We start from the raw sequence: 22496 nt of genomic DNA, 5'->3' as shown, positions 1-22496 counted from the left end.
AAAGTTCATTGTTTTTCGAGGATTTATGAATTTAAAACAACGCCAAGCAAACCGCCCCCCTGTTGCCCTATTACTCACTGGAGGTGGCGCTCGTGCTGCATATCAAGTAGGGGTATTAAAAGCACTCGCATTGAGTATGCCACGCACAGCGCCTATTCCATTTAAAATAATTAATGGCACATCTGCTGGTGCTATTAATTCAGCAGCCTTAGCCTGCTACGCCTCTTGTATGCATTTGGCGGTACGCAAAATAGAATGGGTGTGGAAAAGCTTTCACTCTCACATGGTTTATCGCAGCGACTTTATTGGTGCATTTGGTCACTTGCTGGGAAATATCACCCGTAGTTTCCAATCAAGTCACTTAAATCACCCACCAGCGAGCTTATTAGATAATTTACCGCTTCGTAGCTTGCTTGATGATGTATTAGACCTATCGCGAATTGACCGCAATATTCATAAAAACTATTTAGATGCTATATCTGTCACTGTGTCTAGTTATTCAACTGGTCGCTCTGTGGCTTATTTTCAAGCAAAAAACGCAAAACCATGGCAAAGAGCCAAACGACAAGGTGTATCAGGCAAAATATCGTTAGATGTTCTAATGGCATCTAGTGCTATACCCATGGTATTTCCCAGTGTGCGGGTAAAACACCATTACTATGGTGATGGCTCCATTCACCAATTATCCCCACTGAGTCCTTCAATTCACCTCGGTGCAGAAAAAATTTTTGTTATTGGGGTAGAGCAGCCAAAGATAAGCTCCCCTTTAGGGTATGAGCCGCACTTTCCTGGCATGTCGGCTATTGCCGGTCACTTATTAGACAGCGTATTTAGCGATACACTACAATCTGATTTAGAGCGTTTAGAGCGTGTTAACCGCACCATTGGCCTTTTACCTACCCAAGCAAAAAGTAAACACAAAGAGCTAAAGCCTATCAAAACGTTAGTAATTAACCCAACAGACAACTTTAGAGATATTGCTGAACAATATTACGACGATATGCCTATGGCTATTAAGCTGCTGCTGCGATCAATTGGGGTTAAACGCCATTCAAGCTCAAGTTTAACCAGCTATTTATTGTTTGAAAAAAATTACACACAGCATTTAATCGATATTGGCTATCGAGACGGCATGGCAAGGCTCGATGAGATTAGGCATTTTTTAGAATTAGATGATTAACACCTAACCATTAAGTAGGTATTGCTCAGCGCGCTCTACGCGTCGTGGCTTACCCTTAAGCAACAAAACATCGTTAGCTTGCAGCACCATGCTTTGCTGCGGAGCTGCAAGCTCTTGTCCATTTCGACGCAGCGCTGTAATGGCCACTTTCTGTTTATCTAACATCAACGTTTCTATACTTTTATCAACAGCAAATGCCGACTCCGGCAACGCCATCGCATGCAAGTATTCAAGCCTGTCTATGTTCTCGCCCATTGGCTCTTGGTCATCACCGGCAAAAAAACCATGCAAATACTCATAACGATTATGTCGCTCTTTACTTACTCGCTTAAATATTCGCCGCATTGGTACACCCGACATATGCAGCACATGCGATACCAACATCAAACTCGCTTCGAGTGCTTCTGGCACCACTTCAGTTACACCCAGAGCTTTTAAATCATCAAGGTGACTATCGTCAGTAGCACGCGCTAATATTTTTACGTTGGGTGCAACCCGCTTTATTGCATCAATCACTTCATGGCTTTGATTAAAATCAGAGCATGTAATAATCACTAATCTTGCTTTATCTACATTAGCCTGTTTAAGTAGTGCTTGTGAGCCTGAGTAGCCGAACATGACTGGCTCTGCAGCTGTTTGCGCTTCTTCCACCAAACGGGGGTTACGCTCAATGGCAACATACGGTATAGCTTCCGGTTTTAAAAACCGAGCAATCGTTTGACCAACTCTCCCATACCCCAAAATAACCACATGATTGCTGAAGCTATCGTTCAAAATACGTTGATTAAAATCATGCTTGTATCGCTCTCCATTTACATTGAGCTTTTGCAATATAATGGGTGTGCAGTCTATTAAATAGGGAGTCGCCGCCATTGATAATACCCCTAGTGCAATTAAAAATGACGCACTATTTGGCTCAAGCAAACTGTGCTTACCTGCAAGCGCAACCAACACAAAACCAAACTCCCCCATTTGCCAAAGAGAAATACCCGCAGCCAACGCGTCTTTTTTACGCTCACCCATAAGCTGAGCAAGTAAAGCAATGATCAGTACCTTTAACAACAATAACACTGCTAACGCTAAGATGATAAGGCCTATTTTATTGACTACATAAGGAATATTTAGCTGCATACCAACTGTAACAAAAAATAGCCCCATCAAAATATCACGAAATGGCCTAATCTCTGCCTCTAACTGGTGACGATACTGACTCTCTCCCAGCATCATGCCAGCAAGAAAAGCGCCCAATGCCATAGACAAGCCGAACAAATATGTTAACCCACCCGCACACAGTGCAACCAATATAGTAGTCAATACGAACAGCTCATCGGTACGCACCGACGCCACTTCATTAAATATTTTGGGTAACAGCCATTTACCTATAGCCCACAGCAAAAGGCACACAAACGCTCCTTTAGCCAAGGCAAAGGTCAGTGCCCCCATCAACACCTGATTATCTGATTGAGCAATTAGCGGTAAGGCAATTAATAGAGGAACAACAGCAATATCTTGAAATAACAAAACGCCAACTGCTAACTGACCGCGTCGTAAATTAAGACTACCACTCTCTTTGAGCATTTTTACAACCACGGCAGTCGATGACAACGCCATTAAGCTGGCAATAATAAAGGCACTTAGCCAATCATAATTTAATGCTTTAACGACAAACATACCTACAATCGTGGTGATCAAAACTTGCAAACTGCCCAACCCAAACACCAAATTACGCATCGCCATTAACTTAGGAATAGAAAACTCTAACCCCAAACTGAACAACAAAAATACAATACCGAGTTCAGCAATAAAGTGCATTTCATAGCTCACGCTCATCCAGCCGATGCCATAACTACCCGCCAACACGCCAGTAACTAAATAAGCCAAAATGGCTGGCAAGCCAACACGCTTAAACAGCCACACTAAAATCACTGCGGCAAGCAATAAGGCAAAAACCTCGGCAAAAATACTCTGCAAGCGGCCTCCAAAGCGTCAAAAATATGAAAAGTATAAAAAGTGTATGCCATTAACTATAGCAAGCGGCTGTTTTTCAGCCAGTTTAATTTCTTGGCACAGTTTTCGCTTAATATCAGTAAATAGTAGTAGTTAGGGGAATACTAAATGGAAAATGTCCATATTTTGGCTCAGCGTATATCAACACGCGGCGATTACTTGCCGTTTGATTCTGAACAATTTGTAAAGCGTGATGCGGATCCTATCCATAAACTTGTTGAGCAATTACAAACCACGTTACACATCGATGAATTACTTACTGTATTTGCTGAACATGCACAACGTATTATAAAACTATCTGGTTTACAGTTTCACTCCTCTTTGGGCATCGCCCAAATGCATAATAGTGACAACCAATACACACCCTATAAATTTGACTTGATGTTAAACGAAGAGCACCTAGGGCAGCTAGTTTATTTTTGCCAGTATCAGTTAAGCGATAGCATTAAGGCAAAGCTATGTCGACTTCATAACGCGCTTTTATACCCGCTACGTAATGCTTTAACATACAACCGTGTTTTAAAACTAGCCACTAAAGATGCACTCACTGGGTTAAACAACCGCTGTGTGTTTACAGATAACTTAGCCCAACGCATTGAGCGTGACCGCCGTTTGCAAAGTCGATTTAGCCTAATGCTGCTAGATTTAGATAATTTTAAACAAGTTAATGACTTACATGGTCACAGTGCCGGTGACGAAGTGTTGGTAAGATTTGCTCACATACTAAAGGAATGTGTACGCAGTACAGACTCAGTGTATCGATTTGGTGGAGATGAGTTTGCAATTATTATTGATGACCCAGAGTTTACCACCAATAAAGTCATTGCTGAACGAGTGATGCATGCAGTAAGGCATTGCCACCTACTGTCAAAGCTTGCTGTTACAACCAGTATTGGTTTTACTTTATCAGCAATGCACGATTGTGAAAGCAGTATTTTTGCGCGCACCGACAAAGGCTTATATAAAGCCAAAGCCGATGGGCGTAACTGTGCAAGAACGGCTTAAATTCGATTTCGGCTCAGCCCCCTAGCTGAGCCGCCTTTGAACTTATTAGCTGCTATGCTTTTTTAAATAACCTAATTTATAAATCAGTAATGCCAATGCAAAACCACAAAAATAGCCATTGATCACCCAAGCCAAAGCAACAAAGCTGGTCAATTCACTCATAATGACTAATAACAGTGGCATCAATAATGCTAAAATAAACAGATATCCGCCTTTTTCATGCCAGTAGCCCAATAGTAACGCAGCACAGCCTAAGCCAAACACTATCGCATAGAGCATATTACTTAATATAAATGTGCCATCAAAAACAGCGAGTAACACAAATAAAAATACATTAAACAACAAGGCTAACGGCGATCTACTTGCTAAAGAGCGCCCAATATTATGCTTATTCATTGTTTAAAAACTCCCAATAGATACCCTGCTGTGGCATAAAAACAGTGTGTTCAAAATAAAAACCAACAATTTGTACTAGTTGTTCATTATAAAAAACCAAAGGCACTTGATTGCGTTGCCAACTTGGCACACCCGCCTCTTTAAGCCAGTGCTTAACGGTATTTCTGCCCGGCTTATTACATGGCCGTATTTTGACATTCATCACACCAAATTGAATTGATACTTGTTCATTCTCTTGGGGTAAGCGTACACCTTTACCCTGCTTAGTGATTAATACTCGTCCATCGCTCAATGAAGTTGGCTCACACGTAACATTATTGCACGCTTGTGGCGTCTCACTGTCACAAACAAAGTACAGATGTTGTCGGTATCGTCTGATTACACCATTTCCCATTAGAATGCTCAGCTGAGCATCTTCTTTACTATGTAGTGCTTGATGTAGCAATTGCTCAAGTTGTACTTTAGAGGGCATATTTACCCTCAAATTAGCAAGCCATCCGCGTATTACATTGGCTTGCCTAAGCGCACTGAGGCTTGCCAATACTTGTAAGTTCAGCTTATCAAGTGACACCATACAAACTTGTAAATCTTGCGCGGTTATCTCGTCAATTAAACTTTGCTGCTGCTGCAACAACTCAATACTGCGCAAGGCACTGGGCAAAAATCCTTGAAAACGCGATTTAAGTAAAGGAACAATATGATTACGTAAAAAGTTACGATCAAAGCGGTCATCAAAGTTGGAGTGATCTTCAATATGCTTAATGGCAAATAAACGAGCAAACGTTTCTATATCTTCACGAGAAACATTCAGCAACGGGCGGATACAGGTTCGACCTGATTCCAACACCCGCTGTGCACGCATCGATGCCAAACCATTGAGACCAGAGCCTCGCTTTAACCGCAGTAAAAACGTTTCTAGTTGGTCGTCACCATGCTGCCCTAGCACAATCATACTGCCCGGGGTTGCAAGCTCATCTAAGGCGGCGTATCGAGCATCACGGGCCTGTGCTTCTAGGCTATGACGGGCTTTTTGCTCTACATTCACAGAGCAGGTTTTAAAAGTAATCTTTAAAGAGGCACATAAATCGTGGCAAAACTGTTGCCAACTTTTAGACTCAACAGATAAACCATGATCAATATACACAGCCTCAATTGCATAACTGGGCTGGGCTGTGCGAAGTGCATGGCATAGATGCAATAAAACAACCGAATCAACGCCACCCGAAAGTGCCACCGTCATTGGTTTTTGCTCAGGATTTGACCCGTTTACCGCAACAAAGAAATTTTTATAAAGTGTGGTATTTTTCATAATTCACAACGTAAAAAAGCCGCTTAAGCGGCTTTTTTAGTTTAGCACTACTTAACAGTAGCCGAAAGACATGAGTCGTTGATAGCGCTGTTCAAGCATGGTGTCTGTACCAAGCTCTTCAAGTTCTCCTAAATCGCGCTTTAGCTGCACTTTTAGGTTCTTAGCCATTACATCATAGTCGCGATGTGCTCCGCCTAGTGGCTCTTCAACGATGTTATTAATCAAATCTAACTCTTTAACACGTTGCGCCGATACACCCATTGCTTCAGCAGCTAATGGGGCTTTTTCAGCGCTTTTCCAAAGGATCGATGCACAGCCTTCTGGTGAAATAACTGAGTAAGTACTGTATTGCAGCATATTAACCCTATCACCTACGCCAATAGCAAGTGCACCACCAGAGCCACCTTCACCTATAACGGTACAAATGGTGGGTACTTTCAATGCAGCCATCACTTTTAAGTTACGTGCAATTGCCTCGCTTTGGCCACGCTCTTCTGCACCAACACCTGGGTAAGCCCCTGGCGTGTCGATAAAAGTAATGATGGGCATTTTAAAACGCTCCGCCATTTCCATTAAACGTAGGGCCTTGCGGTAACCTTCAGGTTTTGGCATACCAAAGTTACGCTTGATTTTTTCCGCGGTATCACGCCCTTTTTGTTGTCCGATCACCATCACAGGCTTACCATCAAGACGTGCCACACCACCTAAAATAGCAGGGTCGTTGGCAAAGGTACGGTCACCTGCAAACTCATCAAACTCAGTAAAAATACGCTTGATATAATCACGAGTATATGGACGCAGTGGATGCCGAGCCAATTGAGAAACCTGCCAAGCACCTAAACCAGCAAAAACTTTCTCGGTTAGCTCAACGTTTTTCTCTTTTAAGCGCGTAATTTCTTCTTCTAAGCTCAGATCTAAACTACCTGAGCGGCTAACGTTTTGTAACTCTTTAATTTTCGCTTCCAATTCTGCGATTGGAAGCTCAAAGTCAAGATAATTGAGGCTCATGCTCTAAACTACCTAATTAGTTAAATTCTAGTTCTATTTCTTGCGCCGCCATTTGCGATAACCGAGTCAATAAGTCATCAGTTGGCGTCACACACCATTGTGTTCCAAGCGTTAGTTCTGCTAACGCATCCGGACGTTGATACATAATCTTTATCGGACATGTACCAAATTTATAAGGTTCTAGTACTTTTCGTAAATTTTCGAAGAAGTTTGCTTCAATTTGAACCATATTTAATGTCATTTTTATTGCTCTTATGCGTTTTTCTCGCGCTTGAGCTATGGTACATACGTCTCTGGCGGTCATTGTAATGCCACCAGAGAAGTTATCAAAGCTGACCTGTCCGGTTATTACCAAGATTTGGTTAATTTGCAGTAATTCTTGGTAAACTTCAAACTGTTCAGGGAATAAGCGTACATCAATCCGGGCACTCTTGTCATCTAAAGTTATCAATCCCCAGCGATTACCTTTTTTGTTTATTAACGTTCTTGCATTAATCACCAAGCCTGCAGCGGTGGATTGAACGTCTCGGTTCGTTGGTTGTAAATCTACCAGTCGCCCTGATGTGTAGTGCTTTAGCTCTTTTCGGTATTGATTAATAGGGTGTCCCGTTAGGTATAAGCCTAAGGTTTCTTTTTCACCATCTAACCATTGATTATCCGTCAGTGGCAGCGCACTCGTAAAGGCCTGCTCAACTTGTTCAGGCTCTACTGCTAACAAACCAAACAAGTCTGACTGACCCAGTGACTCAGCCTTATGGTGCTGCTCAGCAGATTTCATTGCCCCTTTTAAACTTGCAAGTAACGTAGCACGTCCTGGCTGGTTTTTTTCAGGCCCCAGTTTATCAAGTGCACCGGCATAAATGAGCTTTTCGAGCACACGCTTGTTTAAGCGTTTTAAATCTACACGAGCGCAAAAATCAAATAAATCTTTAAACTCCCCACCTTGTGCTCTTGCTTCTAAAATAGCATCAACTGGCCCCTCTCCGACGCCTTTTATTGCCCCAATTCCATACACTATCTCGGCTTGACGGTTGACTGTAAACTTATAAACCCCGGCATTTACATCAGGCGCAAGCAACGTCAGCTTCATGTTTTCACACTCATCCACCAAGGTAACTATCTTGTCTGTGTTATCCATATCCGCCGACATAACCGCAGCCATGAATTCTGCTGGATAATGGGTTTTCATCCACAGTGTTTGATACGATACGAGTGCATAAGCAGCTGAGTGAGATTTGTTAAAACCGTAACCTGCGAACTTTTCCACCAAATCGAAGATTCTCATCGCCAATTCGCCATCAACGCCGTTAGCAATCGCCCCTTCTTCAAAGGCAGAGCGCTGCTTGGCCATTTCTTCTGGCTTTTTCTTACCCATTGCACGACGAAGCATATCTGCTCCGCCTAGCGTATACCCAGCAAGTACCTGTGCAATTTGCATGACCTGCTCTTGGTACAAGATAATCCCGTAGGTAGGCTCTAGAATCGGTATCAAGCTATCGTGCTGCCACTGTACGTCTGGGTATGATAACTCTTCTCGCCCTTGCTTACGGTCGATAAAGTTATCTACCATGCCCGATTGCAAAGGTCCTGGCCGAAATAACGCAACAAGTGCAATCATATCTTCAAAGCAGTCGGGTTTCAGGCGACGAATAAGGTCTTTCATGCCTCGAGATTCAAGCTGAAACACGGCGGTTGTTTCGGCTCTTAGTAATAACTCAATGCTTTTACGGTCATTTAATGGAATAGCATTAATGTCTACTGACTCTTTACCTTCTCGGCCAAGACGCTCATTGGTCATATCAAGCGCCCACTGCAAAATAGTCAGTGTTCTCAGGCCGAGAAAGTCAAATTTAACTAATCCTGCGGTTTCTACGTCGTTTTTATCAAACTGAGTAACCGGAAATTTACCCTCTTCATCACAATATAATGCCGCAAAATCGGTGATAGTTGTAGGGGATATAACCACACCACCGGCGTGCTTACCCGCATTTCGCGTACAGCCTTCTAAAATGCGGCACATATCAATGAGATCTTTGACTTCTTCATCGCCGTCATAAGCTTCAGGTAAGCGCGGTTCAACATCAAATGCTTTTGCCAACGTCATCCCCGGATCGCCCGGTACAAGTTTAGAAATTCTATCTACAAAGCCATATGGGTGGCCCAACACACGGCCGACATCACGAATAACCGCTTTGGCTGCCATCGTACCAAAGGTAATAATTTGCGATACCGCATCACGGCCGTATAGCATCGCAACATGGTCAATCACCTCATCTCGACGATCCATACAAAAGTCAACGTCAAAGTCAGGCATTGAGACTCGTTCTGGGTTCAGAAATCGCTCAAAAAGCAGGTCAAATTCTAGTGGGTCTAAGTCCGTAATTTTAAGTGCGTAAGCCACCAGTGAGCCTGCACCAGAACCCCGTCCAGGTCCAACAGGAATATTATTATCTTTACTCCACTGGATAAATTCCATTACGATTAAGAAGTAACCGGGGAAACCCATTTGGTTGATAACATCTAACTCAATTTGTAGCCGCTCGTCATATTCGACACGCTTTTCAACGCGCACTTGCTCGTCGGGAAATAAAAACTGTAAACGCTCTTCGAGGCCATCGCGCGACACCTTAACCAAAAAGTCGTCTATTTTTAAATCCCCAGTCGGATAATCTGGTAAAAAATAAGTTCCCAGTTGAACCGTAACATTACATCGTTTGGCGATTTCTACTGAGTTTTCTAATGCTTCTGGAATATCACTGAACAGCGCTAACATTTGTTCCGGTGTTTTCAGATATTGCTCTTTTGAGAAGCGCTTAGGCCGACGTTTATCTTCTAAAGTGTAACCATCATGAATAGCGACACGTATCTCGTGCGCTTCAAAGTCTTCTTCATGTAGAAAAACTACTTCGTTAGTGGCAACAACCGGTACACCTCGCTCACTGGCTAATGTAACTGCGCTATGTAAATATTCTTCTTCTTGCGCACGCCCTGCACGAGTGAGCTCCAAAAAGAAGTGATCTTTGAAGTGTTGCTCATAAAAAGTCAGTGTATCAAGTGCTAGCTGTTGATTGCCTTTTAAAAGCGCTTTACCAACATCACCATCTTTGCCGCCTGATAATAAAATAAGGCCCGACTTAAGTTCACTCAACCATTGTTTATCAACCACTGGACGATGAAATACATGTCCTCGCTGATATGCTTTTGAAATTAGTAAGGTAAGATTTTTATAGCCTTCATTATCTTTAGCAAGCACAGTAAGCCGACTTGGCTCATCAGGAAACTCATCACTTCTGAGCCAAATATCGGCACCTATAATTGGCTTAATACCCGCGTCATGAGCAGTGTCATAGAACCTAACTAATCCACATAAGTTCATTTGGTCGGTAATCGCCAATGCAGGCAGACCCAATTCCTTGGAACGAGCGACAATAGGTTTGGTTTTCGCCAAACCATCCACCATTGAGAAGTCACTATGTACACGTAAATGGACAAACTCCGGTGTAGTCATATCACAGCCCCTTCATGGCAAGAATACGTTGTACAGGCTTAAAACTTTTTCGGTGATGCGGTGTGATGCCATGTTGCTCAAGTGCCGCAAAATGTGCCTTAGTCGGATAACCTTTATGGGCCGCAAAACCAAACTCTGGATATTGCATATCTAGCTCCAGCATTTGCTGATCCCGTGCTACTTTGGCAATGATAGAGGCGGCACTTATTTCTGCAACTAAGCTATCTCCTTTCACAACGCTTTGCGCGTTCATTGTTAATTTGGGTAAACGATTGCCATCTACAAATACAAAGTCAGGTGCAATGCTAAGCCCTTCTACAGCTCGACTCATAGCCAACATCGTGGCATGCAAAATATTAAGCTCATCAATCTCCTCAATCGATGCACGAGCAATACAATAGCAAAGCGCTTTTTGTTTTATCTCTTGTGCCAATAATAGGCGTTTTTTTTCACTTAATTTTTTAGAATCTGCCAGTCCGACTATAGGCTGGTTTGGGTCAAGAATAACCGCGGCGGTCACCACATCACCTACCAAAGGGCCACGACCAACCTCGTCAACACCTGCAATGTACTGTACATCAGGACGCTCAATTTGCATCAATCAACTCCTCAACTGCATTTGCCGCTTGTTTGCTAGCATCTAGACGAATATTGTTATGAATTTCATAGAACTTACTGATCAACGCTTCATTACTCCCTTTCAGCATCGGGTACAATGCATCAACCAATGCATCCGAGTTACACTCTTGTTGCAAGAACTCAGGAACCAATGGCGCATCGGCAAGTAAATTTGGTAATGCAAAATATTTAATATTAAAAGTAAAGAAGTGTTTAAAAATCCAGTAACTCAATGGCTTAAACTTGTAGCCTACAACCATTGGTTTTTTATACAGCATCGCTTCGAGTGTGGCGGTACCCGATGCGAGTAAAACAGCATTAGAAGCCGCCATCACCTTGCTCGATTGCCCATCAACTAAAATAGGAGACAAATTTGGTGCCACATGCTGTAGAATCAGTTCAAACTGTGCTCGACGCTTGGCATTAACTAAAGGGACTAGCACTTTCAAGTTAGGCAGGCGATGGCTTAACTTTTGTGCTGTTTGTAAATATGTTTCACTGAGTAAGCCCACTTCTGAGCCTCGACTGCCTGGAAGCAGAGCCAAGACCAAGTCATCCTCTTTCAACCCAAGCTCGCGGCGCACACTGCTGCTATCATGATCCAGCGCAATCTCATCCGCTAACGTGTGGCCAACAAACTTACAAGGCACATCATGCTTGTCATAAAATGCTTTTTCAAAAGGCAGCAGTGACAATACCAAATTGGTGGCTTCTGCTATCGTAAATATACGCTTTTGTCGCCAAGCCCAAACAGATGGGCTAACATACTGAACGGTTTTAATACCCGCTTTTTTAAGTGGTTTTTCAACACGAAGATTGAAGTCAGGCGCATCGATCCCCACATAAATATCAGGCGGATTATCAATAAAATACTGAACTAACTGTTTACGGATTTTCAGTAAACGGGGTAATCGCCCTAGCACTTCAACCAAGCCCATTACAGCGAGTTCTTCCATATCAAACAAAGTACGGCAACCAGCAGCTTGCATTTTGGGGCCAGCTATCCCGACAAACTCAGCATTAGGGTATTTATCTTTAAGTGCCTCAATGAGCCCTGCACCTAAGATATCACCAGATAGTTCGCCTGCAACTAGGCCAATAGTTAATTTTTTGTTTTTTTTCATCACATTAATCTATCTATAAATAAAAACGCCATACAAAAGTATCGTATGGCGTTTATCAATTCTGGCAATCACGGGCATTTTCTAACGAATAATGCCACGTTCTGAGGTGTCAAAAAAGTCTATCATATGCTGAACTGCAGCAAATTCTGCTGCGTCTTCACGCATAGCGGCTATGGCTTCTTCTAAGTTCAAGCTTTTACGATAAAGCGCTTTATAAGCTCGTCGTACAGCCATAATTTCATCACTACTATAACCACGGCGTTTCATACCCTCAGTATTAATAGCTGCTGGCTTAGCAGGAGTGCCTGTGGTAGTCACAAAAGGTGGTACGTCTTTACTTACACCTGAATACATGCCAATAAAGGCGTGCGCACCCACTTTGCAAAATTGATGCACGCCGGTATTACCCGCTAAAATAGCCCAGTCACCAATGTGTACATGCCCTGCAACACTGGCACCATTTGAAAAAATCACATTGCTACCAATCACTGCATCATGCGCAACATGTGTATAGGCCATAAATAAGTTGTTACTACCAATTCTAGTCACACCTTGATCTTGAATGGTGCCACGATGAATTGTCGCACATTCACGGATGATGTTGTTATCACCCATAATAAGTTGTGTTGGTTCATCCTTGTACTTTTTATCTTGGCAAGCTTCACCCACTGACGCGAACTGGTAAATATGATTCCCAGAGCCGATGGTTGAAGGTCCTTTGATTACCACATGTGATTCGATAATACAGTTATCGCCAATCACTACATCATTCCCGATGTAACTGTAAGGACCCACTGAGACGTTATCGCCTAACTGTGCGCCTGATTCAATAATTGCAGTAGGATGGATCACGATTATAACTCTCTTCTAGCACACATTATCTCAGCACTACATACCACTTTACCATCGACCTTTGCTTCGCCATAAAACTTCCAAATATTGCGACGCTCTTTTACAAAGTCGACATGCAAATTCATGGTATCACCAGGCAGCACTGGTTGCTTAAAACGTGCATTGTCTATTGCTGCAAATAAGTATAGCTCGTTTTCACTACGATTTTCGACCGTTTTAAAGCCCAATAAACCAGTAGCTTGTGCTAAGGCTTCTAAAATCATTACACCAGGAAAAATAGGTTGTTCTGGAAAGTGCCCCGTAAAAACTGGTTCGTTCGCAGTTACATTTTTGACCGCATGTAGATATTCACCCGCTTTATAATCAATTACTTTATCAACTAACAGCATTGGATAACGATGCGGTAATAACTTTAAGATTTCTTGAATATCAAAACCGTTCAGTTCATTTGCCAAAATAGCGTCCTTTTTTATTCATCTATTGGTTTTAGCTTTTGTGTTAAAGATTCTAACGCTTTTAATCGCTGTTTAAAATCAGTCAGATTACGTAAATGTGCCATATTACGTCGCCATTCTTTGTTCGTGCTATGAGGTACACCCGAAGAATAAACACCCGCAGAAGTAATTGATTTTGTGATCATCGTCATACCTGTGATCATAACACCATCACAGATTTCCATATGGCCATTAATACCCACGAGCCCCGCAATTTGGCAATTTTTACCAATTTTAGTACTACCGGCTACTACCGAAGCGCCTGCAATTGCAGTCCCTTCACCAATTTCAACGTTATGCGCAATTTGTATTAGATTATCTAAAATCACATTATTATGAATAATCGTATCATCCAGTGCGCCGCGATCAATAACCGTGTTAGCACCGACTTCAACACTATCACCGATAATAACCCGTCCAACTTGAGGGATCTTAATCCAGTTGCCTGATTGATTGGCATAACCAAAGCCATCACTGCCAATCACAGCACCGGATTGAAATAAGCAATTGTGACCAATTTCTACTTCATGATAAACGCTAACATTTGCCCAAAGTTTGGTATTGTCACCAATCTTTGTACTATCGCCGACAAAACAGCCTGCACCAATTTGAACATTGTCGCCCAGCACCGCATTTGCCTCGATCACCGCATTTGCCGCTATCGCAACATTGTTACCAAGTTTAACTGTTGGGTGGACCACCGCATTAGGGTGTATGCCAGTGGCAGCCCTTGGTGTAGTATCCATCAATTGTGCTAACTTGGCATACGCGATATAAGGGTCTTTTACAACCAGTTTATTGCCATTGAAATGTTCAGCGTCAGAGTCAGATAAAATAACAGCACCGGCGTTAGTGGTTGCCAATTGTGTTCGATATTTACTGTTTGCTAAAAAGCTAATATCTTTATCTGTCGCTTGAGTAAGTGTCGAAATTTTTTCTATTTGACACTCACCGTCGCCAACTAGCAATGCATCAATTGATGCTGCTAGTTGAGCTAAACTATAGTGTTTGGTCATTACTTTTTGCTTACCGCTTCAACAACTTTGTCAGAAAGGTCCGCTACTTTATCAGGGTTAAAATAAATTGTCGTATCTTTTACTTTTACCTCATCAAACTTACCGCTTTTAGCAACATCTTCGATTGCATCGATAATTAATTTTTGTACTTTTGCTAACTCTTCGTTTTGACGTTGTTTAATCGCTTGCTCTAACGGGCGACCTTTTTCAGCCAGTTCTTTTTGCATACCTTGAATTTTTGTACGTAAAACTTCTTTATCTGCATCACTCATCGTTGCACTTTCACGTTGAAACTTTTCCATTTCAAAGCGCATGTCACCTTGAAGCTTTTCAAGCGCTTGACGAGGTTCAGAAAATTCACTTTGCAATTGCTGTTCAATTTTAGCCATTTGTGGTAGTTGCTTGTAGATACTTTGCATATCTACAATGCCTACTTTGTGAGCCAACGCACTTACAGATGTACCCATCATAAGTGCAGCCATCAAACCCATTGCCGTTGTTTTTATAAGTTTTTTCACAATTAACTCCTTAGAATGTATTACTAATATTAAAACTGATCGTCTTCGTTTCGTCATCATCTTCTTTCTTAAGCGGATATGCAAAGTTGATCAGCATTGGTCCCATTGGTGAGATCCACTGTATTGATAAGCCTGTAGATACTCTGATACGGTTTGGATCAGAGTAGTCCGTAAGCTTTTTAAACTGGTCTTCATGTAAACTTGAATATCGATTGATATCAAACTCAGTATCCCAAACGTTCGCCGCGTCAACAAATAAACTAGTTCGTACCGAACTGGTGTTTTCTTCATCTAAAAATGGTGTTGGAACAATTAATTCGGCACCTAAAGTTGCTTTTGCGTTACCGCCGATTCGACCACCTTCTGAAATTAGGTCAAACTCAGTGTTACCACCAATGTTTGCTGTACTTGTACCATCTGGTAACGTTGAGCCAGGGATTTCAGTCATACCACGTTGAATCGCGCGAGGTAAAATGGTGTTACGCTCAAAACCACGTAGCTCATTTTCCGAAATTCTGAAAAACTCTTGGAATGGCAATGTTTGCTCAAAACCATTGGTTTTACCGTAACCATTACCATATGCAAGCCCTGCTCTCGTAGAGAACACCCATCGGTGATCATTACTAATTGGCCAGTAATAACGTGAGTCATAATCTACTTTGAAGTAGTTAAGATCAGAATTTGGTGTCGTTGCCCTAAACGTTAAACTTTGACGAGAGCCTGCCGTTGGAAACATACCACGGTTAACTGTCACACGTGACCAACCAGCACTCAGTTCGTACTTAGTAAAGTTATATGCACCATCTGGGTCTTCTGGATTTAAAAATGCCAATTTTAAAATACGTGTTTGTTCATAGTCAGCAATATAATCTAGCTTTTCATCAATCCAACGTGCGCCAAAGTTAATGCGGTTAATCGCGTTAATCGGGAAGCCAAAACTAGTTCCAAGCCCGTATTGGCGAGAATCGTATCCAATTAAACCAACTTTGCTTCCATCAAAGTTGTTGTAGAAAATACTACTACCTTGCGATACCCCATCAGGAGTGAAGTAGGGGTCTGTATAGGAGATGCTATAGCTATCAGAGCTTCGCGAAGTACTGATATTAAACGCAAGCTGATTACCTGTTCCCAAAAAGTTTGATTCACTGACGCCAACATTAAACTGTAACCCACCATATGAACCATACGCCACACCAGCTTGAAAGCTACCTGCAGGTTGCTCTTTAACAGTAAAATCTACATCCACAAGGTCATCAACGCCTGCGATAGGGTTCACTTCAAAGTCTACTTTCTCCATGTAAGGAAGGCGTTGTATTTGCAGCTTCGAGCGCTCTAAGCTTTGATTTGAAAGCCAAGCACCTTCTAATTGCGTCATTTCACGACGCACAACTTCGTCTGAGGTAACCTGATTACCGTTAACCAGAATGCGACGTACATAAACACGCTTGCCTGGGTTTACAGATAGAGTAAGTTGCACTTCTTTATTTTCATCATCTATTTCTGGAATAGTACGCACTTCAGCATTGGCATAGCCAAAGCGCGCTAAATAACTTTTAATAAATTCTTCTGATGAAGTAACAATAGAACCGTTATACAACTCGCCAGCCTTTAGCGGTATAACACTTTTCATTAACTCTTCACGGCCGAGTAAATCACCAATAAAGTCATAGCCCTTAACCGTATACGTTTCACCTTCCGTAATATTTGCCGTCACATAAACCGACTCACGCTCAGGGCTGACCGATACTTGCGTAGAATCAATGTTAAAACGCAAGTAGCCTCGGTCTAAATAATAGCTACGAATTTTCTCCAAATCGCCTTCAATGGTTTGCTTTTGATAGCGGTCGTTTGACATAAACTTCCACCAAGGTAAGTCTTGTTGAGACTCAGCAAGCTTTAGCAGTTCTTCATCAGAAAACAACTCATTACCAACTAGGTTAATTTGTCGAATTGAGGCCGCATCACCTTCGTCAAAATTAAGTAATAAGCGCACCCGATTACGCGGTAAATCAACAATGCTGACATCAATCTTAGCGTTATATTTACCAATACTATGAAAGAACTCGATCAGCCCTTTTTCAATGTTATCTACAACCGTTTTATCTAACGGTTCACCAACACGAATATCTTGCTGCTCTAAACTTTCATTTAATTGCTCATCTTTGATGTCTTTGTTGCCATCAAAATCAATGCCTGCAATCGTTGGCCTTTCTTGTACTTTGAAGATGATTTGTTCGCCATCACGATACGCCACAATATTATTGAAGTGACCCGATTTATATAGCGATTTAATAGTTTGAGAGATTGTGTACTGATCAACTGAGTCACCAACGTTAATTGGAATATGCGTCAGTGCAGCACCCAAAGCAACCCGCTGTAACCCTTCTACTTTCAAATCTTCAACGATAAAGGAGGTTTGCCCTAAAGCGGCAAAACTAGCGCCAAGTAAACTCGTTACTGCAAGATGTTTTTTTATAGGCATTTTATTATCTTTATCCTTTACAACAGTTAGCGCCTTATGCGCTTTGATGGGCGTCATTTTCGCCATTCGAGTTACAATCTCGATACATCGTTAAGTAATGCAAAACAAGTTAAAGCGATAAGTACCATCGCACCTACCTTAAACCCCAACTCTTGTGTCTTTTCAGAGACTGGTTTTTTGCGAATTAGTTCAATTATGTAATACATTAAATGCCCACCATCTAAGACAGGCAGAGGCAATAAATTAAAAATACCAAGGTTCACACTAATTAATGCCAAAAAGCTCAAAAACGCAACAATACCATAACTAACACTGTTTCCAGCACCGACCGCAATACCGACCGGACCACTCAAGTTCTTTACTGATACTTGTCCGGTAAGTAAATTGCCAATCATGTCAAAACTTAAACGGATTAAATCAAAAGTTTTCTCAGCGCCCAGCACCATACTATCCCAAGGGCCATAATGTCTAGTTTCGATATAACCATCAGGCCATTTTTCGAGTAAAGGAACGACCCCTAAGAACCCTTGCAATGTACCATCATCAGCCCTGCGTCCATGCGGCGTTATTTCTAAATCTTGTTTAATTGTATTTCTTTCAATACTTAAAGTGAGGTTTTGATTGGCAGAAGACTGAATTATCTGCACAAATTGCTGCCAATCCGATAGCGGCTGATTATTAACAGCTAGCAAAGTATCATTGACTTTTAACCCCGCTTGTTGCGCTGCCGAGTTATCAGCAATATGCCCCAAGGTTAACGTCAATGCGGGTCTAAATGGGGTAATACCAACCGCATGAAGAGGAGCTTCGTCTTGTTTATCAAGCTTCCAGCCATTGACATTAATTTTTCTGATCGCTATTTGTTGCTGTGCATCTTGAACTTTGACTTCAATGTACTCTTCACCCAAGTGGCTCATAAGGCTAAAGGTAACATCCTGCCAAGTCTCCACCTCTTTATCAGACATCATTAAAATATGATCGCCACTTTGCACGTTAGCCATTGCAGCCCGAGAGTTTACCTGCACTTCACCAACAACAGGTTTCGCACTTTGCACTCCTATCATATACATCACAGCAAGCATTAAAATCGCAAATAGAAAGTTTGCAAGTGGCCCAGCAGCCACAACGGCTATACGTGATAATACCGGCTTATTATTAAATGCAAGATGCCGTTTTTCAATGGGCACATCATCAACACGTTCGTCGAGCATTTTGACATACCCCCCGAGCGGGATCATTGCAATCACATACTCCGTGCCTTGCTTATCATACCAGCGGCAAAGTGGCTTACCAAACCCGATAGAAAAGCGAAGTACCTCTACTTTAGCCCTACGCGCTACCCAAAAATGACCATACTCATGTACTGTGACCAAAATACTTAAAGCAACAATAAATGAGGCAAGATTCCAAAAAAAATCAAACATTACTTATGTGCTCCACAGCTTCACGAGCGAGCTGCCTTGTTTGAGCATCAAGCGCCATAATTTCATCAATAGTACCTAAAGAACCTAATATTGATTTATCAAGTACTTGTGCATTAACACGATAGATATCGCAAAAGCCAATTTTTTTGTTCAAAAAGGCTGCCACGGCTATTTCATTAGCAGCATTAACTACGGTTGTAGCCGCTTGCCCTGATTTACACGCATCGATAGCCAATTTTAAGTTTGGATAGCGCGCAAAATCAGGTTTAGTAAACGTAAAATCTGCAATCGATGCAAAATCTAAAGGCTCAACACCCGCATTTATACGCTCAGGGTAGGCTAAGCCATAAGCAATTGGCGTGCGCATATCAGGTTGGCCCATTTGCGCGATAATAGAGCCATCGTTGTATTGAACCATTGAGTGGATCATACTTTGTGGATGGATCACCACATCAATATCCTCCGCTTGGCACGCAAACAACCATTTGGCTTCTATGAACTCAAGCCCTTTATTCATCATGGTTGCAGAGTCTACTGAAATCTTCTGCCCCATAGACCAGTTTGGATGTGCAACTGCTTGCTCAACCGTCACCTCTTTTAGGCTATTTATGTCACGTGTTAGAAACGGACCACCAGAACCCGTCAATAGGATTTTACTGACCCCAAATTGATTTAACCCTTTATTTGTATCTTGCTGCAAAGCGTGGGGTAAACATTGATAAATAGCGTTATGTTCACTATCAATAGGCAATAAAGTTGCACCATGGCGCACTACTTTATCCATAAATAACTGCCCTGACATCACCAAAGACTCTTTATTGGCCAGTAACACCTTCTTACCTGCTTCCACTGCCGAGAGCGTGGGAAGAAGTCCTGCTGCACCAACAATCGCAGACATCACAATATCAACATCGTGATGAGCAACAATATGCGCCATTTCTTGAGCACCACAAAGTACTTCGGTGCTTGTGTGTTTTAGATGCTCTTTAAGGGCTCTAGCCGCTTGCTCACAGTCCATGATGGCAAATTGGGGGCTATGTGTTAAACACAACTTCGTCATTTGCTCAACATTTTGGCCTGCGGCCAATGCATACACTTGATAACGCGCTGCATTACGTGCAATCACATCTAGCGTAGACAAACCTATGGAGCCAGTTGCGCCGAGAACAACGACCTGCTCTGTTGGGTTCATAGGGTCACCGTCCATGCGTAACATAATGCAAAAATTGGCGCTGCAGCCGTTAAGCTATCAATCCGGTCTAAAATACCACCATGCCCTGGTAAGCAAGCCCCTGAATCTTTTAGGCCCACTTCGCGTTTAAACATGCTCTCAAGTAGGTCTCCAATTGCAGAGAATAGCGCGATAACTATGGTTATCGCACCATAGACAGGCCATAATTTTTGTTCAACCTGAGCAAAGTAGCAAAATATCACGACAAACAACACTGCGGTTATAACACCACCGACTAAGCCTTCAATGGTTTTATTGGGACTCACATTTGGCATCAATTTATGCTTGCCAAAATTCTTACCTGCAAAATAAGCGCCAATATCAGCACTCCATACTATACCTAGCACTACCATTATCAGTGTCGAGCCATATTGCTCAGCTTGTTGATACTCAGCACTGCGTAAGACATTCAATGCAAGCCATAAGGGAACTAGTGTCAGTAAACCAGCAACGGCTCGCATAATCATGCCTTCGTTCCAAGCTTTTGCCTTGCTGGGGTATTTAAAAACCAAAAAGGTCGCAACTAGCCACCACGCAAAGGCAAGCGTGAATACATAATTGGCATCTGCTTGCAACTTACCAGCTTGCCAAAGTGACGTTATGGGCCAGTGCCAATGCAACAATAGCAAAACTGCGGACATTAAGGCGACAAAACCACCGCGTTTTTTGGCGCAAGATAGGCCCATAAACGCTGACCACTCCCATGCGCCAAGCAATACAATAGCAGCTGCAATAAAACTAAATAGTGCTAAAGGTGTATAGAACACCAACAGCATTGCCAGTGGTGCAAGCACCGCTGAGGTTAAAATTCTTTGTTTTAGCAAATTAATTTACCTTTAACTTGTTATTTTTGGCGCGGCGAGTAGTTGTTTTATTTGATCGCCAGTGCAGCCAAAGCGCCTTTCTCTAGATACATAACATGCAATTGCCTCTGCAAACGCTTCGTCATTGAAGTCAGGCCATAAAGTATCTGTAAAATAAAGCTCAGCATAAGCTGCTTGCCAAAGCAAAAAGTTACTTATTCGGTAATCGCCACCGGTACGTATAAGTAAATCAAGTTCGCTTTGGTTTGCCATAGTAAGATTTTTTGACAGTTCCTCTTCCGTGATTTGCTCGGGTACTAAAGTTCCATCAGTTACTTGTTTTGCCAACTTTTGTGCCGCTTGAGTTATATCCCAGCGACCCCCATAGTTCGCAGCCACATTAAGTTTTAGTCCAGTATTTTCACTCGTCAACTGATGTGCGGCGTCCACACGCTCTTGTAGCGAACTGGGAAAGCGCTCTAAGTCCCCTATAACCGCTAACTTTACGTTGTTTTTATGTAGCTTTTTCACTTCTTTTGTAAGAACCAATAAAAATAGTTCCATCAGTGTGCTGACTTCATCTTCAGGACGTCGCCAGTTTTCACTACTAAATGCAAAAAGCGTCAAAGACTCAACCCCGAGCTTTGAGCAGAACTGAACAGCATTACGAACTGAGTCTACACCCTTTTTATGCCCATAAGTACGAGGCCTATTGCGCGACTGAGCCCAGCGGCCATTTCCATCCATTATGATGGCAATATGCCTTGGCAAAGACTGCTGTGAAATCGTTTCAGCGTTTAAAACCATAATCCCGATTTAGATAAAAAAAACGCCGCCTAGTATACCCTAGACGGCGTTGCAAAACTAATAAATTTACCAGGTTCTGTTGCCCTTTGTGGGTTGAACAAACTTCAATCTACAAAGATAAACAAACCCTTTGTTAGATTTCCATCAACTCTGCTTCTTTTGCACTCAGTTGCGTATCCATTTCTTTAATAAACTTATCTGTTAGCTTTTGAATTTCGTCTTCTGCTTGACGTGCTTCATCTTCAGAAATGTCTTTTTCTTTTAGTAAAGATTTGATATCACCATTTGCATCGCGGCGAATATTACGAATAGCAACACGACCACCTTCAACTTCACCGCGTACTATTTTGATAAGGTCTTTACGGCGCTCTTCAGTAAGTGGCGGCAATGGGACACGAATAATTGTGCCTGCAGACATTGGGTTTAAACCCAAATCTGATGACATAATCGCCTTTTCTACGGCTTGGGCCAAAGCCTTATCAAATACACTAATCGTCAAGGTACGTGAGTCTTCTGTTGATACATTCGCGACCTGATTAAGGGGAGTATCTGCGCCATAATAAGAAACAGTGATCCCATCTAAAAGAGCTGGGTGAGCACGGCCAGTACGGATTTTAGATAATTGGCTACCAAGTGCTGCTACACTTTTTTGCATGCGCTCCTGCGCATCTTTTTTAATATCGTTAATCACAATTCAATCCTAGTCTTAACTAA

Annotated in this window: 19 protein-coding genes; 2 read left to right on the top strand and 17 right to left on the bottom strand. The window is 42.2% G+C overall.

The genetic code is table 11. The features are described from left to right. Positions 1-25 precede the first annotated feature (25 nt). Entirely contained in the window at positions 26-1180 is a 1155-nt protein-coding gene (locus SANK73390_RS04480) for a patatin-like phospholipase family protein (RefSeq protein ID WP_261591823.1), read from the top strand. Positions 1181-1183: 3 nt separating this feature from the next. Here SANK73390_RS04480 and SANK73390_RS04475 read toward each other — a convergent pair whose 3' ends face one another. Beyond that, positions 1184-3151 carry a cation:proton antiporter domain-containing protein gene (locus SANK73390_RS04475; protein WP_462764037.1) on the bottom strand — a complete coding sequence of 656 codons (1968 nt, stop codon included), beginning with the start codon at positions 3149-3151 and terminating at the stop codon, positions 1184-1186. Positions 3152-3295: 144 nt separating this feature from the next. Here SANK73390_RS04475 and SANK73390_RS04470 point away from each other — a divergent pair, with 144 nt between their 5' ends. Then, positions 3296-4192 carry a GGDEF domain-containing protein gene (locus SANK73390_RS04470; protein WP_261591821.1) on the top strand — a complete coding sequence of 299 codons (897 nt, stop codon included), beginning with the start codon at positions 3296-3298 and terminating at the stop codon, positions 4190-4192. A 45-nt stretch (positions 4193-4237) separates the two neighbouring features. Here SANK73390_RS04470 and SANK73390_RS04465 read toward each other — a convergent pair whose 3' ends face one another. The 16 genes from SANK73390_RS04465 to frr all read right to left on the bottom strand — a co-directional run bounded on the left by SANK73390_RS04465 (position 4238) and on the right by frr (position 22473). Continuing rightward, complete coding sequence (locus SANK73390_RS04465) at positions 4238-4588, bottom strand: hypothetical protein (RefSeq protein ID WP_462764033.1); 351 nt, start codon at positions 4586-4588, stop codon at positions 4238-4240. Next, entirely contained in the window at positions 4581-5897 is a 1317-nt protein-coding gene (gene tilS / locus SANK73390_RS04460; RefSeq protein WP_462764030.1) for a tRNA lysidine(34) synthetase TilS, read from the bottom strand. The genes SANK73390_RS04465 and tilS overlap by 8 nt, the downstream gene beginning before the upstream one ends. 51 nt (positions 5898-5948) lie before the next feature. Further along, on the bottom strand, positions 5949-6905 hold the full coding sequence (accA, locus tag SANK73390_RS04455; RefSeq protein WP_261591818.1) for an acetyl-CoA carboxylase carboxyl transferase subunit alpha: 957 nt from the start codon (positions 6903-6905) through the stop codon (positions 5949-5951). Positions 6906-6921: 16 nt separating this feature from the next. Beyond that, complete coding sequence (gene dnaE, locus SANK73390_RS04450; RefSeq protein WP_462764027.1) at positions 6922-10413, bottom strand: DNA polymerase III subunit alpha; 3492 nt, start codon at positions 10411-10413, stop codon at positions 6922-6924. Position 10414: 1 nt separating this feature from the next. Continuing rightward, on the bottom strand, positions 10415-11011 hold the full coding sequence (gene rnhB / locus SANK73390_RS04445; RefSeq protein ID WP_261591816.1) for a ribonuclease HII: 597 nt from the start codon (positions 11009-11011) through the stop codon (positions 10415-10417). Continuing rightward, positions 11001-12155, bottom strand: a complete 1155-nt coding sequence (gene lpxB / locus SANK73390_RS04440; RefSeq protein ID WP_462764024.1) for a lipid-A-disaccharide synthase — start codon at positions 12153-12155, stop codon at positions 11001-11003. The genes rnhB and lpxB overlap by 11 nt, the downstream gene beginning before the upstream one ends. A gap of 81 nt (positions 12156-12236) precedes the next feature. Beyond that, complete coding sequence (gene lpxA, locus SANK73390_RS04435; protein ID WP_261591814.1) at positions 12237-13007, bottom strand: acyl-ACP--UDP-N-acetylglucosamine O-acyltransferase; 771 nt, start codon at positions 13005-13007, stop codon at positions 12237-12239. A gap of 2 nt (positions 13008-13009) precedes the next feature. Then, positions 13010-13462: a 3-hydroxyacyl-ACP dehydratase FabZ gene (gene fabZ / locus SANK73390_RS04430; protein WP_261591813.1), complete on the bottom strand. Its 453-nt coding sequence runs from the start codon at positions 13460-13462 to the stop codon at positions 13010-13012. A 14-nt stretch (positions 13463-13476) separates the two neighbouring features. Further along, the gene (gene lpxD / locus SANK73390_RS04425; RefSeq protein ID WP_462764020.1) at positions 13477-14517 is read right to left on the bottom strand and encodes a UDP-3-O-(3-hydroxymyristoyl)glucosamine N-acyltransferase; all 1041 of its coding nucleotides are present in this window, start codon (positions 14515-14517) and stop codon (positions 13477-13479) included. Continuing rightward, positions 14517-15035, bottom strand: a complete 519-nt coding sequence (locus SANK73390_RS04420; RefSeq protein ID WP_261591812.1) for an OmpH/Skp family outer membrane protein — start codon at positions 15033-15035, stop codon at positions 14517-14519. The genes lpxD and SANK73390_RS04420 overlap by 1 nt, the downstream gene beginning before the upstream one ends. Before the next feature lie 10 nt (positions 15036-15045). Next, complete coding sequence (bamA, locus tag SANK73390_RS04415) at positions 15046-17517, bottom strand: outer membrane protein assembly factor BamA (RefSeq protein ID WP_462764058.1); 2472 nt, start codon at positions 17515-17517, stop codon at positions 15046-15048. Between the two features lie 71 nt (positions 17518-17588). Then, positions 17589-18941, bottom strand: a complete 1353-nt coding sequence (gene rseP / locus SANK73390_RS04410) for a sigma E protease regulator RseP (RefSeq protein WP_462764017.1) — start codon at positions 18939-18941, stop codon at positions 17589-17591. Continuing rightward, positions 18934-20133: a 1-deoxy-D-xylulose-5-phosphate reductoisomerase gene (gene ispC, locus SANK73390_RS04405; protein WP_462764014.1), complete on the bottom strand. Its 1200-nt coding sequence runs from the start codon at positions 20131-20133 to the stop codon at positions 18934-18936. The genes rseP and ispC overlap by 8 nt, the downstream gene beginning before the upstream one ends. Beyond that, positions 20130-20996, bottom strand: a complete 867-nt coding sequence (locus SANK73390_RS04400) for a phosphatidate cytidylyltransferase (RefSeq protein WP_462764011.1) — start codon at positions 20994-20996, stop codon at positions 20130-20132. The genes ispC and SANK73390_RS04400 overlap by 4 nt, the downstream gene beginning before the upstream one ends. 12 nt (positions 20997-21008) lie before the next feature. Further along, complete coding sequence (locus SANK73390_RS04395; protein ID WP_462764008.1) at positions 21009-21782, bottom strand: isoprenyl transferase; 774 nt, start codon at positions 21780-21782, stop codon at positions 21009-21011. A 133-nt stretch (positions 21783-21915) separates the two neighbouring features. Continuing rightward, positions 21916-22473 carry a ribosome recycling factor gene (gene frr, locus SANK73390_RS04390; RefSeq protein ID WP_462764005.1) on the bottom strand — a complete coding sequence of 186 codons (558 nt, stop codon included), beginning with the start codon at positions 22471-22473 and terminating at the stop codon, positions 21916-21918. Between the last annotated feature and the right edge of the window lie 23 nt (positions 22474-22496).

The organism is Pseudoalteromonas sp. SANK 73390, from assembly GCF_054966645.1.
This window is presented reverse-complemented; position numbering and strand designations above follow the sequence as displayed.